Origin of the sequence: Verrucosispora sp. ts21 (genome assembly GCF_002879555.1) — a bacterium.
GTDB lineage: Bacteria > Actinomycetota > Actinomycetes > Mycobacteriales > Micromonosporaceae > Micromonospora > Micromonospora gifhornensis.
Genome location: NZ_PNOZ01000077.1, coordinates 11,829 through 27,306 on the forward strand (window position 1 = coordinate 11,829; position 15,478 = coordinate 27,306).

Genomic DNA, 15,478 nt, shown 5'->3' on the forward strand with positions numbered 1-15,478 from the left:
CGGCCCCCCGGGTCACCTCAGCAAGGCTGCCCCGTCAGTGTGACAGCACCGACATGTGGCGCAGCGCACTCGCCCATCGGCGACCCCGACGCGGCATCTCGTCGGCACAGGCGGGAGGATGGAACTCATGCAGCTTCGCACCGACCTCCGCAACGTCGCCATCATCGCTCACGTCGACCACGGCAAGACCACCCTGGTCGATGCCATGTTGCGGCAGGCCGGCGCCTACGGCGCCCGGGGCGAGGTGACCGAGCGGGTGATGGACTCGATGGACCTCGAACGAGAAAAAGGCATCACCATCCTGGCCAAGAACACCGGCGTGCGCTACCTGCCCGCCGACGGCTCCGACCCGGTCACCATCAACATCATCGACACCCCCGGTCACGCCGACTTCGGTGGCGAGGTGGAACGCGGGTTGACCATGGTCGACGGCGTGGTGCTGCTGGTCGACGCCAGCGAGGGCCCGCTGCCGCAGACCCGGTTCGTGCTCCGCAAGGCCCTCAAGGCCCGCATGCCGATCATCCTGGTGATCAACAAGGTGGACCGTCCGGACGCCCGGATCAAAGAGGTCGTCGACGAGGCGTACGAACTCTTCCTCGACCTGGACGCCGACGAGTCGCAGATCGACTTCCCGATCGTCTACGCCTGCGCCCGCGACGGCATCGCCTCGCTGACCCAGCCCGCCGACGGCTCCGTGCCGCAGGACAGCACCAGCCTGGAGCCGTTGTTCCGTACCCTGCTGGACACCATCCCGCCGCCCGCCTACGACGAGCAGGCGCCGCTGCAGGCCCACGTCACCAACCTCGACGCCTCCCCGTTCCTCGGCCGACTGGCGCTGTGCCGGGTCCGGCAGGGCACCATCGCCAAGGGCCAGACCGTGGTCTGGTGCCGCACCGACGGCAGCACCCAGCGGGTACGCATCTCCGAGCTGCTGATGACCGAGGGCCTGGAGCGCAAGCCCGCCAACTCGGCCGGGCCGGGCGACATCATCGCGGTCGCCGGCATCCCCGAGATCATGATCGGCGAGACGCTGGCCGACGCGGAGAACCCGCAGCCGCTGCCGCTGATCACCGTCGACGAGCCGGCGATCTCGATGACCATCGGCACCAACAACTCGCCGCTGGTCGGCCGGGTCAAGGGTGCCAAGGTCACCGCCCGGATGGTCAAGGACCGCCTGGACAAGGAACTCGTCGGCAACGTCTCGCTGCGGGTGCTGCCCACCGAGCGACCGGACGCCTGGGAGGTCCAGGGCCGAGGCGAACTGGCGCTGGCCATCCTGGTCGAGCAGATGCGCCGCGAGTCCTTCGAGCTGACCGTCGGCAAGCCCCAGGTGGTGACCCGGGAGATCGACGGCAAGACCTGTGAGCCGGTGGAGCGGCTGACCATCGACGCCCCGGACGAATACCTCGGCGCGATCACCCAGCTGCTGGCCACCCGCAAGGGCCGGATGGAGCAGCTGGTCAACCACGGCACCGGCTGGATCCGGATGGAGTGGCTGGTCCCGGCGCGCGGCCTGATCGGCTTCCGCACCGAGTTCCTCACCGAGACCCGGGGCACCGGCATCCTGCACCACGTCTTCGAGTCCTACGAGCCCTGGTTCGGCGAGCTGCGTACCCGTAACAACGGCTCGCTGGTCGCCGACCGGGCCGGCAGCGTCACCGCGTTCGCGATGACCAACCTCCAGGAACGCGGCCAGCTCTTCGTCGAGCCCGGCACCGAGGTGTACGAGGGCATGATCGTCGGGGAGAACTCCCGCTCCGACGACATGGACGTCAACATCACCAAGGAGAAGAAGCTCACCAACATGCGCTCGTCGACCGCCGACGAGACCGAGAAGCTGATCCCGCCGCGCAAGCTGTCGCTGGAGCAGGCCCTGGAGTTCTGCCGCGAGGACGAGTGCGTCGAGGTCACCCCGGCCGCCGTACGCATCCGCAAGGTGACCCTCGACCAGACCCAGCGGGCCCGCGCCACCGCCCGCCGCAAGCACGCCGGCTGACCCTCGCACGGATGTTAAGAAGGGGCCCCTTCACCTCACCAGACGGTAAGAAGGGGCCCTTCCTTTCCGTTACCCTCGGCGGGTGATCTTCGACGGGTTGGACGCGCGACTCGATGAGGTGCCCGGGACGATCTCGGTGTACGCGGGTCGGCTCGGCGCGCCGCCCACCTGGACCCGACACGCCGAGGTCACCCACTACGCGGCGAGCACGATGAAACTGGCAGTGCTCGCCGCGGTGCACCACACGGCGGAGACCGACGGCCCGGACCTGGACACCACGATCGAGGTGACGAACCTGTTCACCTCGGCCCGCGCGGGCGCGGCACCCTTCTCCTGCGCCCCGGCGTACGACAACGACACCGAGGTCTGGGATCGACTCGGCCAGCGGGTGCCGGTGCGGTGGCTCACCGAGCGGATGATCGTACGATCCAGCAATCTCGCCACGAATCTGCTCATCGAGCACGTCGGGCTGCCCGCCGTGGCGGAGATCTGGGCGCGCGTCGGTGCCCGGCACAGCGTCACCAGGCGGGGCATCGAGGACTTCGCCGCCCGGGAGGCCGGGATCAGCAACCTGGTCACCGCCGCCGACCTGACCGCCCTGCTCGACGCCGTCGCCACCGGCGTCACCCGTCCCGGACCGATCGCCTCACCGGCCGGCTGCGCGGCGATGCTCGACGTGCTCTGCGGGCAGCAGATCCGGCAGGACATCGCCGAAGGGCTGCCGGCCGGCACCCGGCTGGCTCACAAGAACGGCTGGGTACGCGGCGTCCGGCACGGTGCCGCCGTGGTCTTCCCCGACGACACCGCCCCGTACCTGCTCGTCGTCTGCACCACCACGTCGCTCGACGACGACCAGCGCAGCCAGGACACCGACGCCGACGCCCGCGAACTGGTCGCCGACATCTCGGCGCAGGTCTGGCAGGCTCGCCACGACCTCACCACCGCCGACCTACGCTGAGCCCGCCGGCGGCCTCGCATCCTCACCACGGCCGACCCGCGCTGCGCCCGCCGGCGGCCTCGCGTCAGCGTCCTGCCCCGGTGAGATCGCGTCGCCGGTCCCGCGACGACTTCACCAGGCTGGCCACCGTCGCCACGGCCAGGATGCCCACGATCGCCAGCAGGGACAGCCAGATCGGGATGTGCGGCGCCCAACCCACTGGCTCGCCACCGTTGAGGAAGAACAACGAGTTCTCCGCCAGCGCCTCCAGGATGAGCTTGACCCCGATGAAACCGAGCACCACGGCCAGGCCGTAGCTCAGGTAGATCAGGCGGTTCAGCAGTCCGCCGAGCAGGAAGTACAGCTGCCGCAGCCCCATCAACGCGAAGACGTTTGCGGTGAAGACGAGGTACGGCTCGTGGGTGATGCCGAAGATCGCCGGAATCGAGTCCAGCGCGAAGAGCAGGTCGGTCGTCCCGATCGCGATCATGACGATGAGCATCGGGGTGAACATCCGGCGGCCGTGCTCCCGGGTGGTCAGCCGCGCGGCGTCGTAGCCTCGGGAGATCGGCAGCGCGCGCCGGCTCCACCGGATCAGCACGTTTTCCTGGAACTCGTCCTCGGCCGATTCGCCCTGCCGGGCCAGGTTGATCGCGGTGTAGATGAGGAACGCGCCGAAGATGTAGAAGACCCAGCTGAACTGTGAGATCAACGCCGCGCCCAGCGCGATGAAGCCACCGCGCATGATCAGCGCCAGCACGATGCCGACGAGCAGCACCTTCTGCTGGTACTGCCGGGGCACCGCGAAACGGGCCATGATGATCATGAAGACGAAGAGGTTGTCCACCGAGAGGCTGTACTCGGTCAGCCAGCCGGTGTAGAACTGTCCGGCCACGCTCCCCCCGGCGGTGAGCCAGAGCCCGACGCCGAAGAGCAGGGCCAGCCCCACGTAGAAGGCGACCCAGAGGCTCGACTCACGCACGCTCGGCTCATGGGGCCGACGCCCGATGATGAACAGGTCCACCAGGAGCACCGCGGTCAGCGCGACGAGCGTGATCGCCCACACGAGTCCGGACACGTTCAACAGTCTCATCCTCCTGGCAAGGCCCCAGCAACCGGCACACGCACGCCTCGCCGGAGACGGGGCCGAGCGCCGACCATTCTGGCGTACGACAGCCGTCGATCGTCCAGCGGTGCCGCCTCGGGTTGCCCTGAGCCACCCACTCTAGGCATCCTAGGAGGCTAGGTGTCATTCGCCGTGCCCGACCGGGGTGTGAGAATCGCCGGCGGCCGCCCACCGCGGCGCGGCCCGCCATGGCAGGCTGCCGGCATGGTTCTTGAGGTCGCGCTGATCGACGTGGTACCCGGCCAGGAAGACGCCTTCGCCGCCGCGTACGCCGAGGGACATCCCGTGTTGGCCGGCACCCCCGGCTGCCGCTCGGTACGGATGACCCGGGGCGTCGAATCGCCCTCCCGCTTCGTGCTGCTCGTCGAATGGGACTCGGTCCAGGCGCACGAGGAGAACTTCCGGGCCAGCGACAGGTTCGTCAGGTGGCGGGAGTTGATCGGCCCGTACTTCGCCAGCCCGCCCCGGGTCGAGCACTTCGTGGACGTGCCGGCCTGACCGCGCCGGGACACCGACGCCGAACTCCGGCGTCGGAGTTCTGTCGTACCCCTCGCCTATCCTGCGCCTCGCGTCGGCACCACTCCCGACGGGCTACGGGGGCGCCGGGCGAGGTGCCGACGCACCCAGCTCACCCGTCGAGCCAGCCGGCCAGTACCCGTGCCGTCTCCTGCTCCGGCAACGCCGCTTCCAGCAGTTGCTGCGTCATCCGCTCGTACCGGTCGACGTCGGTCGCGGTGGTCAACCGCACGTCCGTGGTCAGCGCCTCCAGCATCACCGTCCGAGGATCGGCCGGATCGGGGAAGGAGTAGGAGGAGAACGGAGTCAGCGGCAGCGGCCCGGCCCCGGCCCCGCTCGGCAACAGCCGGATCGTCACGTGCGGCAACTCGGTCAGGTCGAGCAGGTGCCGCAGTTGACCGCGCCAGACCTCGACGGGATCACCGGCCGACGCGCAGGCCACCTCGGTGATCAGCGCCGTGTAGCGCGGCGGCTCGACCCGACGCAGCACCGCGTGCCGGGCCGACCGGGCCCGCAGGTCGGCCTCCACATCCACCTGGGGATCGATGAGCTGACCGGCGGCGATGCGCAGGCGGGCGTACGCCGGGCTCTGAAGTAGACCCGGCACGACGCAGGGCTGGTATTCCACTATGCCCGCCGCGCCGGCTTCGAGCTCGGCGTAGGTGCGCTGCCGCTCCCCCATCTCGCCCAGCGCCTTCCACCAGCCGCGGCTGGTCGCGGCGTCGCGGGCGATGACGATCAACGCATCGCGTTGCGACGGCGGCACCTGGTAGATGTCGAGCAGATCCAGCACGTCGGCCAGATCGGGGCGGCTCTGCCCCAACTCGATGCGGGACAGCTTGGAAGTGGATGCCCAACCGAGCCGGTCACACACCTGTTCCAGTGTCAATGTCTCTCGTCGCCGCAGCTGTCGCAGCTCGGCTCCGAGCCGCGCTCGTCGAATGACCGGACTCGTTGGCAACGGCATTCCCGCCTCCCCACGCAGGGAGAGTACGCACGACGATCACCCAGCGCAATAGGATGCTCGCATTCCGCTACCCTCCCCAACCGGAACAGCTTTCACCGAGAAGCGTGTCGTCGCACCCGGATCACCGCACGCCGGCCGCGTCCATCCCCCGCAGCTCCTTCTTCAGCTCCGAGACCTCGTCGCGGATCCGGGCGGCCAACTCGAACTGAAGCTCCCGCGCGGCGGCCAGCATCTGGTCGCTGAGGTCCTGGATGAGCTGCGCCAACTCCGCCCGCGCCATGCCTTCCCGAGCAGGCGTGCCGGCACCGGCCCGGACCCGACTGCGGGTCTCCTTCACCGGTGCCTTGCCCCGGGACAGTTGCCGCACCGCACCGCCCACCCGGGTCGCCTCGATGTCCTCCGCCTCGCGGTAGATGTCGTCGAGAATGTCGTGGATCTTTTTCCGCAGCGGCTCGGGTGAGATGCCGTGCGCCTCGTTGTGCGCGATCTGCTTGGCCCGACGCCGGTTCGTCTCGTCGATCGCGCTCGCCATCGACGGTGTGATCTTGTCGGCGTACATGTGGACCTGACCGGAGACGTTGCGGGCCGCCCGACCGATGGTCTGGATCAGCGACCGGCCGCTGCGCAGGAAGCCTTCCTTGTCCGCGTCGAGGATCGCCACCAGCGAGACCTCCGGCAGGTCGAGACCCTCCCGCAGCAGGTTGATGCCGACCAGCACGTCGTAGTCGCCCCGCCGCAGCTCCCGCAGCAGCTCCACCCGGCGCAACGTGTCGACCTCGGAGTGCAGGTAACGCACCCGGATGCCGTTCTCCAGCAGATAATCCGACAGATCCTCGGCCATCTTCTTGGTCAACGTGGTGACCAGGACCCGCTCGTCGCGCTCGGTCCGCAGTTTGATCTCGTGCATCAGGTCGTCGATCTGGCCCTTGGTGGGCTTGATCACGACCTCCGGATCCACCAGACCGGTCGGGCGGATGACCTGCTCGACGAACTCGCCCTGGGCGTGCTCCAGCTCCCACGGCCCCGGAGTCGCCGACAGGAACACCATCTGACCGACCCGCTCCAGGAACTCGTCGAACCGCAACGGCCGGTTGTCGGCGGCGCTGGGCAGCCGGAAACCGTGGTCGATGAGCATCCGCTTGCGGGAGGCGTCGCCTTCGTACATGCCGCCGATCTGCGGGATGGTCACGTGCGACTCGTCGATGACGGTGAGGAAGTCGTCGGGGAAGTAGTCGAGCAGGCAGTGCGGCGGACTGCCAGGCAACCGCCCGTCGATGTGCATCGAGTAGTTCTCGATGCCGGAGCAGAAACCGACCTGCCGCATCATCTCGATGTCGTACGTGGTGCGCATCCGCAACCGCTGCGCCTCCAGCAGCTTGCCCTGACGCTCCAGCTCGGCCAGCCGCTCGGCCAGCTCGGTCTCGATGTCGCGGATCGCCCGCTCCATCCGCTGCGGCCCGGCCGCGTAGTGCGTCGCCGGGAAGATCAGCAGGTTGTCCACCTCGCGCACCACGTCACCGGTGAGCGGGTTGAGGTAGTAGAGCTTCTCCACCTCGTCACCGAAGAGCTCGATCCGGACGGCCAGTTCCTCGTACGCCGGAATGATCTCCAGCGTGTCGCCGCGGACCCGGAACGTGCCGCGCTGGAAGGCCATGTCGTTGCGGGTGTACTGGATGTCGACGAGCCGACGCAGCAACTGGTCGCGATCCAGCTCCTGGCCGACGGCGACCCGCACCGCCCGATCGAGATATTCCTCCGGCGTGCCGAGGCCGTAGATCGCCGACACGGTGGCCACCACCACCACGTCGCGGCGGGTCAGCAACGACATCGTCGCCGAGTGCCGCAGCCGCTCGACCTCCTCGTTGACCGAGGAATCCTTCTCGATGTAGGTGTCGGTCTGCGGAATGTACGCCTCGGGCTGGTAGTAGTCGTAGTAGGAGACGAAATATTCCACCGCGTTGTCCGGCAGCAGCTCGCTGAACTCCTTGGCAAGCTGCGCGCAGAGCGTCTTGTTGGGCGCCAGCACCAACGTGGGGCGCTGCATGCGCTCGATCAACCACGCGGTGGTGGCGCTCTTGCCGGTGCCGGTCGCGCCGAGCAGCACCGTGTGCCGGTCGCCGCGACGCACCCGCCGCTCCAGCTCGTCGATCGCGGCCGGCTGATCGCCGGCCGGCTGGAACTCGCTGATGACCTTGAAGCGACCGTCGAGCCGGGGAATGTCGAGCGCCATACCATCCACGGTACGCGGGGGGCCTGACACTCCGCGGCGAGTACGCACCGCACGTGACCGGCCTCAATATTCGCATTGTGTGGTTCTTCTCACCCGGCTACCCTTTCCCCGTAGGCCGCTCGCGGCGGCCGACCGGGCAGGTGGCGGGCCGCACAGGTCATGCCGCCGCCGGCGCTGTGGGGTCGCAGCACCCGGATTTGCGGCGTGCGCACCCGACGTGGTCGCGCGGACGACGCGCAGACCGGCCGCCGCGAGCGCCCCTATGTCGTCACCCGATCCCGGTCCGAGGCGTTCACCCTCCGTGGAGAACAGTTCGCGACCGACGTCCGGTGCCCGAAGCGACAATCGGCACCGCGCCGGCCCGCGCCGACATCGCGCCGGCATCGGGCCCCCCGCCGGCATCGGCCTCGACGGCTCGCCGACCGCCGGCCTGCCCGGACGGGCCGGCACCCGCCGGGCCGGGCTCTCCCACCGCCTGCTCGGTGCAGCCACCGACCCCGCCGGCACAGACGCAGCCGACGACGACCTCGCCGGGGCCGACGAGGAGGCCGACGAGGCCCGGCAGAGGTCCGCCCGACGACGTCGGCTCACCCTGACCGGGCTCGCGCTCACCGCCGTGCTCTCCGCCGTCATGCTGGTGGTCACCCTTGTCACCTGGCCCCCGGACGAGCCCGCGGCACGTGACATGACCTCGGCCGAACGGGACCGGTTGGCGGTCATGCGGGTGACCAACCAACGCGACCTGCGCGCCGGGTTGCACGTCACGATCGGCGCCGGCACGAACCGCACCGACCTGCTCGGCTGGGTCGACTGGTCCCGGCAACTGGTCTACGTCGACGTGGGCGGGCCCGGTGCCGGCGCGCTGCGTGGCCTGGCGCAGGCCAGCCCCGCCGTTGTGGTGTCCCGGCCCGACCCCACCGCGGTACCGGCACCCGCGATGCCACCGCTGATCCCTCCGGCCGACGGCTGGCGGATCCCTGCGGAGCAACGGCTCACCCCGCTGCTGACCATGATCTTCGCGCTCAGCGCCGAACGTCCCGACCCGGCCGACGACCTGTCCGGCCGGTGGGTCGGTCGGGACCGACGAAACGGGGAGGACGTCGACATCCTGGAGGCCGCCCCGCCGGGCACCGCAACAGCGGGCACCGCCACCCGCTACTGGCTGGACACCGCCGGACGGCTGCACCGGCTGGAGACCACGATCGCCGCGCTCGGGCGCGTCACCGTACACCTGAACCGCACCGATCGGCCGACCCTGCGGCCGGTCGACGCGCTGGGCGGCCGTCCCGGCCTGCCCCGCGCCCTCACCACCGCCGAACGCGACAGGTGGCAGCGCCTACCCGCCCGGTTACGGGCCGCCGGTGGTGCCGCCGTCACCGTGACCCTGCCCGCGTCGGCCGACGCCAATCTGCGCGGCACCGGCTGGTTGAGCTGGACCTCGGGCACCGCCTACCTCGGCGTCACCGACCTGGACAACCCCGATTCCCCCCGCACCCTGGTCCGCCGGGACGGCAACGGCGTCACCCGGATCGACGCGTCGGCGTCGGGCGACCCGGCGGGTCCGCCGCCGCTGCCACCACCGGCCACCGGATGGCGGGCCGGCGCGCACCGCACCGACACGCTGGACCCACTCGTGGCGCGGGCGCTGCGCGCCGCCCGCAGCGGCGGTCCGACCGGCAGCCCGCACCGGGTACGCGGCGACAACCTCGCCGGCACCGTGGTCGACGTCGTCGAGGTCGGCACCGGGGCCGGCCGGACCCGTTACTGGATCGACCGGTCCGGTCTGCTGCGCCGGCTGGAGCTGCCGAGCAAGGCAGGTGCCTGGGCCCAACTCGACCTGACACCCGGCCGGGTGCCCTCGTTGACCAGGCCGACCGAGGCTCGCTGACCGCAGGCTACGGACGCCATCCGGTCCTGGCCGCCCACTCCTCCGCCCGCAGGTGCTCCTCGTCGAACCACGGGTCCTTCGCCGTCGCGTACGCCCCGCTGTCCGGTGCCGAGGCCGCCAGTTCCCGCTTGAGCATCAGATAGGCGGCCCGCCGGTCCGGGTCGGCCCGCAGGTGGTCACGCATCAGCAGGGCGTACCGCCAACCGGGTGACCCGGTCACCCGCAGGTGCAGGTGGACCGGGCGGGCCGGATCGGCGCTGCCGTGCAGGCGCTTCTCCCACCGCCCGGTGCCCGCCCCTCGTGGGGTGTCCCACCAGTCGCCCGGCATCCGGGGGAAGCCGGCGTCGGCGAGCCGCTGCGCCAGCGGCCCGTCGGCCTCGGCCAGGGACGGCACGCCGAGCTGGATGTCGATGACGTCCTTGGCGGCCAGACCCGGCATCGCGGTGGAGCCGATGTGGTCGATCCGCAGGTCCGCCGGGGCGATCGCGTGCCGGATCCGGGCGGCCAGCCGGGCGTACTGCTGCGGCCAGGTCGGATCCGGTTCGGTAAGCGTCACCCGCTGCGCCCGCACCGCCCGCCGATGCCGCACGTTCTCCTCGAAGGGCACCAGGCGGTCGGACCAGAGCGCGTCGACCGCCGCGTGCAGCTGCGCCAGGCTGCCGTCGTTGCTGAGCAGCACGTCCGCCACCGCGGCCCGACCGGCGTCGTCGGCCTGACCGGCGATGCGCCGCTCGGCGTCCGCGCGGCTCATCCCCCGGTCGCGGGTCAGCCGCTCCAACCGGGTCGCCAGCGCCGTCTGCACCACGACCACAAGGTGGTACGTGGGTGCCAGCCCCACCTCCGTCAGCAGCGGTACGTCGTTGACCACCACCGCGTCGGGTGCCGCGGCAGCGACCAGCTCGGCGGTACGCGCCCGCACCCGGCGGTGGACGATCGCCTCCAACCGGCGGCGGGCCGCCTCGTCGGTGAAGACCAGGTCGGCGAGCGCGGCCCGGTCGAGGGCGCCATCGGCGTCCAGTACCCGCGTGGAGAAGGCGGCCACCACCTCGGCCAGCCCGTCGGTGCCCGGGGCCACCACCTCCCGGGAGAGCTGGTCGGCGTCGACGAGCACCGCGCCGCGCTCGACCAACCGCCGCGCCACCGCGCTCTTGCCCGAACCGATCCCGCCGGTCAACCCCACCTTCAGCACGTCACTCAGTCAACCCGATCATCGCCGCACCGCCAAACAGGAGCCCGCCAAGTCCGTGCCCGGTGCGCCATACCGGCACCCACGACGGCGAGGGCCTGCGGTGGGCTCCGGTGCACCGCATCCGTAACGGCGAGGGCCCCGCCTCGAACCCGGAGATCCGGGTCGAAGCGGGGCCCTGCGGTGTTGCTAGCGGGTCACTTACCGCCGGCGAGCTTCTCGCGCAGAGCGGCGAGCGCCTCGTCGGTGGCCAGCGTGCCAGCGGGCTCCTCGGCCTGGCGGCTGGGGGCCGCGCTGGTCGTGGTGGTGGTGCCGGTGGGCGCAGGCTGCGGGTTGGCAGCGGCCTCGGCCTCGGCGGCCCGAGAGGTCTGCACCTGCTTCTGGTGCGCCTCCCAGCGCTGCCGCGCCTCGGCGTACTGGTTCTCCCAGGTCTCGCGCTGCTTGTCGTACCCCTCGAGCCACTCGCCCGTCTCCGGGTCGAAGCCCTCCGGGTAGATGTAGTTGCCCTCGGTGTCGTAGGTCGCGGCCATGCCGTAGAGGGTCGGGTCGAAGTGCTCCTCGCCCTCGACGAAGCCCTCGTTGGCCTGCTTGAGCGACAGCGAGATCCGGCGGCGCTCCAGGTCGATGTCGATGACCTTGACCATGACCTCGGAGCCGACCTGGACGACCTGCTCCGGGATCTCCACGTGACGCTCGGCCAGCTCGGAGATGTGGACCAGGCCCTCGATGCCGTCGTCCACCCGGACGAACGCACCGAACGGCACCAGCTTGGTGACCTTACCCGGCACGATCTGCTGGATCGCGTGGGTGCGGGCGAACTGCCGCCACGGGTCCTCCTGGGTCGCCTTCAGCGACAGCGAGACCCGCTCGCGGTCCAGGTCGACGTCCAGGACCTCGACCTCGACCTCCTGGCCCACCTCGACGACCTCGGACGGGTGGTCGATGTGCTTCCAGGACAGCTCGGAGACGTGCACCAGGCCGTCCACGCCGCCCAGGTCGACGAACGCGCCGAAGTTGACGATCGAGGAGACGACGCCCTTGCGGACCTGCCCCTTCTGGAGCTTGTTGAGGAACTCGGTGCGCACCTCGGACTGCGTCTGCTCCAGCCACGCCCGGCGGGACAGAACCACGTTGTTGCGATTCTTGTCCAGCTCGATGATCTTGGCTTCGAGCTCGCGGCCGACGTACGGCTGCAGGTCGCGCACCCGCCGCATCTCGACCAGCGAGGCCGGCAGGAAGCCGCGCAGCCCGATGTCGAGGATGAGGCCACCCTTGACCACCTCGATGACCGAACCGCGGACGACGCCGTCCTCGTCCTTGATCTTTTCGATCGTGCCCCAGGCCCGCTCGTACTGCGCCCGCTTCTTGGAGAGGATCAGCCGCCCCTCCTTGTCCTCCTTCTGGAGGACCAGGGCCTCGATGTGGTCACCGACCGAGACGACCTCTGCCGGGTCCACATCGTGCTTGATCGACAACTCACGAGAGGGGATGACACCCTCGGTCTTGTAGCCGATGTCGAGCAGGACCTCGTCCCGGTCGACCTTGACGACGGTGCCTTCGACAATGTCGCCGTCGTTGAAGTACTTGATGGTCTCGTCGATCGCGGCGAGGAAAGCTTCCTCAGAGCCGATATCGTCGATGGTGACCTTGGTGGCGCTCGAGGGGGCCTCGATGCTGCTCGTCATGTGGGCGGTTGCTCCGGTCGGATGTGTGTCACAGCAGGCTGGTGTCGCGGTGACCTGTGCGCGCCAACGGATCCGCCGGCGGGCCCACCCAAAAATCGCTGAACGAGATCTTGATGTGACTCCGTCGACCGCGCACCTGCTCCCTGCCGAGGCACACGATCCGCGAGCGCATCCTCTACCCTACCCGCTGCATTACCACAGCGTGCAAGCCCTCCCGTCTCCTCATCACCGCACCACCCGCGAAAGCGGAGATTTCGACCAGAGGTGCCTTCTCCGCCCTTCCCGCTGGCTCCCACCAGCCACGCCCCCACGCCACCGACGCGGTGTCCCCGTCCGGCGTGGGCCGGATCACCCGCCGGGCCCGGCCGCGTCCCCGTGCTCGATCGGCACGCACGGATCGGATCACCCGGTGGTCGGCCGCTGGGCCACGAAGATGGCGGTACCGGGAAACAGCCGCCCGCGCAGCGGGCTCCACTGGCCCCAGATCTGCTCGTGCCCGGGCGGCCACTCCGGCTCGATCACGTCACGCAGGACGAAACCGGCGGCGGTCAACTCCCGGATCCGATCGCCGAAGGTACGGTGCGCCTCGATGTAGGTGGGCACCCCCGTCGCATCCTGTTCGATGTACGGACGGCGGTCGAAGTAGGAGTGCACCGCCAGCAGACCCCCCTCGCCCGGGTCGTCCAGGAAGACCCAGCGCATCGGGTGGGTGATGGCGAAGACCCACAAGCCGCCGGGACGCAGCACCCGGTACACCTCACGCATCAGCGCCTCGGAATCGGCGACGAACGGCACGGCCCCGAACGCGGTGTGCACCGTGTCGAAGGCACCCGCCCGGAACGGCAGGGCCAGGGCGTCCGCCTGGACGAGGGGAACCGGTACGCCGCAGCGCTCGGCGGCCAGCCGGGCCTGCCGCAGCATGCCGGCGGACAGGTCCAGGGCCACCACCTCGGCGCCCTGCCCGTCCAGCCAACGCGAGCCCGCCGCCGCGCCGCAGCCCAGTTCCAGCAACCGGGCCCCCTTCACGTCGCCGAGCAGCCGCACGTCGGCCTCCCGCAGGCCCTCCGGGCACCACACCAGGTCCACGTCACCGAGGAAGGTGCCGTGCTCCTCCTGGTAGTTGTCCGCGTCCTGGTCCCACCAGCGGCGGCTCGCCGCCCGGCCCTCGGCCTCGGTGACAGCACGGCGGGTGACGGTGGGTTCGGGATCGTCGTTCATCCCGGTAACGGTACGGAGCCCGGGCGGGGCATCCGCGCAAGGGCGTCGGCGGGCCACCGACATCGATCCGAGCCCGCTGTGGCTCGGGGCCATCGGCGGCGGCCAGCGCCCGTTTCCGCGCGTTGACGCAGGGTAACCGCAGGTCATGGCCGATAAGGAGTTCCACGAGGGCGACCACGTCTCCTGGGCCAGCCACAGCGGCCGGGCGTACGGCGTGGTCAAGGAGAAAATCGTCGACCGCACCCACGTACGCGGACACCCGGTGAACGCCTCACCGGAGGACCCGCAGTACCGGATCACCAACGACGACTCGGGCCGGGACGTGGCCCACCGCCCGGAGGTGCTACGTCGTGAGCCGAAGTGACGATCCGCAGCAGACGTACCGGGAGTTCACCGATGCGGTGAACATGAAGCCGACCGAGTTGTCCCGCTGGCTGGAGACCGCCGAATCCAAACACGTCGGCTGGCAGAAGAAGGGCACCGAGGGCGGTGAGACGGTGGGCCACGAGTCCGGCCGGAAGATCGTCGACCTGCTCCGCCGCAAGCGCGACGACCTCACCGAGGCGGACTACAAGCACATGCGCAAGGTGGTCGGCTACGTCCGGCGGCACATGGCACAACGGCCCAGCGGCGACGTACGCCAGACCCGGTGGCGGTACTCCCTGATGAACTGGGGTCACGACCCGGTCAAGGCGGCGCTGCCGCCGCCCGGTGGCCCGTCCCGAAAGGCCCTCGAACGGCACGGCGCCCCGCCGAAGTCACGCCGTCACCCATAAGAATCGGGGTACGAAAGCCTCCTTCCGTGCCGACGTCCTGCGGACCGAGATCGCCGCGCGTTGATAGCGTGCCGACGGTGACGCCAGAACTGTCGACAGCCGGCCGTCATCCCCGCGCCGGACACGTCGTCCTGCTGTCCGGTCTGGGGCTCATCGCTGCTGCGGCGCTCTGGCTGGTGATCACCGGGAACAGCAACATCCGGTACAGCGCCGACCACGAGGGCACCGTGCCCATGTGGGCCAGGTGGCTTCCGGCCCTGGTCGCGATCGCGGTGATCCGGCTGGTCCCGCGAGCACCCGATCCGCGCTGGCCGGACCCGCCGGCACCGTACCGCGAGGCGGTGCCGCTGCTGTGCTCCGCCATCGCATTCGCCGCGATCATGCCCCTACTCGACGGCGAGCCGGCGTACACCCTGCTCAAGCTCGCGCTGCTGCTCGGCGTACCGGCTGCGGTGTTCGTGGTGGTCCGTCGCCGGCCGCGGTGGCATCCTGGGCCGGCCCCGGCGGACGCCGCCCACCGCTTCGGGCCGGCGGTGCCCGTGGCGGTGTGGCTGGTGCTCAGTTACGCGACTCCGCTTGCGGCACCGGCCGGCGACTGGGCTCGCGGCCTCCCACTTGTCGAACTGGTCGCCACGATCCTTGTGGTGTTCGCGGTGAACGCGCTGCTGGAGGAGTTCTTCTACCGGCGATGGCTGCAGACCCGCTGGGAATCGTTGCTGGGCCGCTGGCCCGCCATCGTGCTCGTGTCGCTGCTCTGGGCGGTCTGGCACGTGGCCATCCAGGGCGGCGTCCGACCCGACATCGACCTGGCCACGGTGATCGTCAGCCACGCCGTGACCGGCCTCTTCCTCGGCTACCTGTGGTCCCGGTACCGCCGAATGTGGCCCCCCTTGGTGATCCACGGCGCCCTCAACGCCATGCCCACCCTCCTAACCCTGTAACCCCCCGCCCCC

13 protein-coding genes are annotated in these 15,478 nt (G+C 70.3%); 7 read left to right on the forward strand and 6 right to left on the reverse strand.

Features of this window, described 5'->3' with window-relative positions:
• Positions 1 to 127 precede the first annotated feature (127 nt).
• Entirely contained in the window at positions 128 to 1,996 is a 1,869-nt protein-coding gene (typA, locus tag C1A38_RS25215; RefSeq protein WP_102660211.1) for a translational GTPase TypA, read from the forward strand.
• Positions 1,997 to 2,078: 82 nt separating this feature from the next.
• A complete protein-coding gene (locus tag C1A38_RS25220) occupies positions 2,079 to 2,954 on the forward strand; it encodes a serine hydrolase (protein WP_102660201.1) in 876 nt (291 codons plus the stop codon).
• A gap of 64 nt (positions 2,955 to 3,018) precedes the next feature.
• Here C1A38_RS25220 and C1A38_RS25225 read toward each other — a convergent pair whose 3' ends face one another.
• The gene (locus C1A38_RS25225; RefSeq protein WP_102660212.1) at positions 3,019 to 4,017 is read right to left on the reverse strand and encodes a TerC family protein; all 999 of its coding nucleotides are present in this window, start codon (positions 4,015 to 4,017) and stop codon (positions 3,019 to 3,021) included.
• Between the two features lie 246 nt (positions 4,018 to 4,263).
• Here C1A38_RS25225 and C1A38_RS25230 point away from each other — a divergent pair, with 246 nt between their 5' ends.
• Positions 4,264 to 4,557 carry an antibiotic biosynthesis monooxygenase family protein gene (locus C1A38_RS25230; protein WP_102660202.1) on the forward strand — a complete coding sequence of 98 codons (294 nt, stop codon included), beginning with the start codon at positions 4,264 to 4,266 and terminating at the stop codon, positions 4,555 to 4,557.
• Positions 4,558 to 4,687: 130 nt separating this feature from the next.
• On the opposite strand, the gene C1A38_RS25235 is transcribed toward C1A38_RS25230, so the two are convergent.
• Together C1A38_RS25235 and uvrB are read right to left on the reverse strand one after the other, a co-directional pair.
• Positions 4,688 to 5,542 carry a helix-turn-helix domain-containing protein gene (locus C1A38_RS25235; protein ID WP_102660203.1) on the reverse strand — a complete coding sequence of 285 codons (855 nt, stop codon included), beginning with the start codon at positions 5,540 to 5,542 and terminating at the stop codon, positions 4,688 to 4,690.
• A gap of 121 nt (positions 5,543 to 5,663) precedes the next feature.
• Positions 5,664 to 7,772, reverse strand: a complete 2,109-nt coding sequence (gene uvrB, locus C1A38_RS25240) for an excinuclease ABC subunit UvrB (protein WP_102660204.1) — start codon at positions 7,770 to 7,772, stop codon at positions 5,664 to 5,666.
• 301 nt (positions 7,773 to 8,073) lie between these two features.
• Between uvrB and C1A38_RS25245 the strand changes: the two genes are divergently transcribed.
• Entirely contained in the window at positions 8,074 to 9,660 is a 1,587-nt protein-coding gene (locus C1A38_RS25245; RefSeq protein ID WP_233197009.1) for a hypothetical protein, read from the forward strand.
• A gap of 7 nt (positions 9,661 to 9,667) precedes the next feature.
• Here C1A38_RS25245 and coaE read toward each other — a convergent pair whose 3' ends face one another.
• The 3 genes from coaE to C1A38_RS25260 form a co-directional block, all read right to left on the reverse strand.
• Positions 9,668 to 10,849, reverse strand: a complete 1,182-nt coding sequence (coaE, locus tag C1A38_RS25250) for a dephospho-CoA kinase (RefSeq protein ID WP_102660205.1) — start codon at positions 10,847 to 10,849, stop codon at positions 9,668 to 9,670.
• Between the two features lie 194 nt (positions 10,850 to 11,043).
• Positions 11,044 to 12,531 (reverse strand): 30S ribosomal protein S1, encoded by a 1,488-nt coding sequence (rpsA, locus tag C1A38_RS25255; RefSeq protein WP_102660206.1) that lies wholly within the window; start codon positions 12,529 to 12,531, stop codon positions 11,044 to 11,046.
• Between the two features lie 402 nt (positions 12,532 to 12,933).
• A complete protein-coding gene (locus C1A38_RS25260; RefSeq protein WP_102660207.1) occupies positions 12,934 to 13,749 on the reverse strand; it encodes a class I SAM-dependent methyltransferase in 816 nt (271 codons plus the stop codon).
• 145 nt (positions 13,750 to 13,894) lie between these two features.
• Here C1A38_RS25260 and C1A38_RS25265 point away from each other — a divergent pair, with 145 nt between their 5' ends.
• The 3 genes from C1A38_RS25265 (at position 13,895) to C1A38_RS25275 (ending at position 15,466) form a co-directional block, all read left to right on the forward strand.
• Positions 13,895 to 14,113, forward strand: a complete 219-nt coding sequence (locus C1A38_RS25265) for a hypervirulence associated TUDOR domain-containing protein (RefSeq protein ID WP_102660208.1) — start codon at positions 13,895 to 13,897, stop codon at positions 14,111 to 14,113.
• A complete protein-coding gene (locus C1A38_RS25270; RefSeq protein ID WP_102660209.1) occupies positions 14,100 to 14,525 on the forward strand; it encodes a DUF3140 domain-containing protein in 426 nt (141 codons plus the stop codon). The genes C1A38_RS25265 and C1A38_RS25270 overlap by 14 nt, the downstream gene beginning before the upstream one ends.
• 77 nt (positions 14,526 to 14,602) lie before the next feature.
• Complete coding sequence (locus C1A38_RS25275) at positions 14,603 to 15,466, forward strand: CPBP family intramembrane glutamic endopeptidase (protein WP_102660213.1); 864 nt, start codon at positions 14,603 to 14,605, stop codon at positions 15,464 to 15,466.
• The last annotated feature ends 12 nt before the right edge of the window (positions 15,467 to 15,478 follow it).

Coding starts and splice junctions, on each gene's coding strand:
- typA (WP_102660211.1), top strand. CDS start 128: ATGCAGCTTCGCACCGACCTCCGCAACGTCGCCATCATCGCTCACGTC.
- C1A38_RS25230 (WP_102660202.1), top strand. CDS start 4,264: ATGGTTCTTGAGGTCGCGCTGATCGACGTGGTACCCGGCCAGGAAGAC.
- C1A38_RS25235 (WP_102660203.1), bottom strand. CDS start 5,542: ATGCCGTTGCCAACGAGTCCGGTCATTCGACGAGCGCGGCTCGGAGCC.
- uvrB (WP_102660204.1), bottom strand. CDS start 7,772: ATGGCGCTCGACATTCCCCGGCTCGACGGTCGCTTCAAGGTCATCAGC.
- rpsA (WP_102660206.1), bottom strand. CDS start 12,531: ATGACGAGCAGCATCGAGGCCCCCTCGAGCGCCACCAAGGTCACCATC.
- C1A38_RS25260 (WP_102660207.1), bottom strand. CDS start 13,749: ATGAACGACGATCCCGAACCCACCGTCACCCGCCGTGCTGTCACCGAG.
- C1A38_RS25265 (WP_102660208.1), top strand. CDS start 13,895: ATGGCCGATAAGGAGTTCCACGAGGGCGACCACGTCTCCTGGGCCAGC.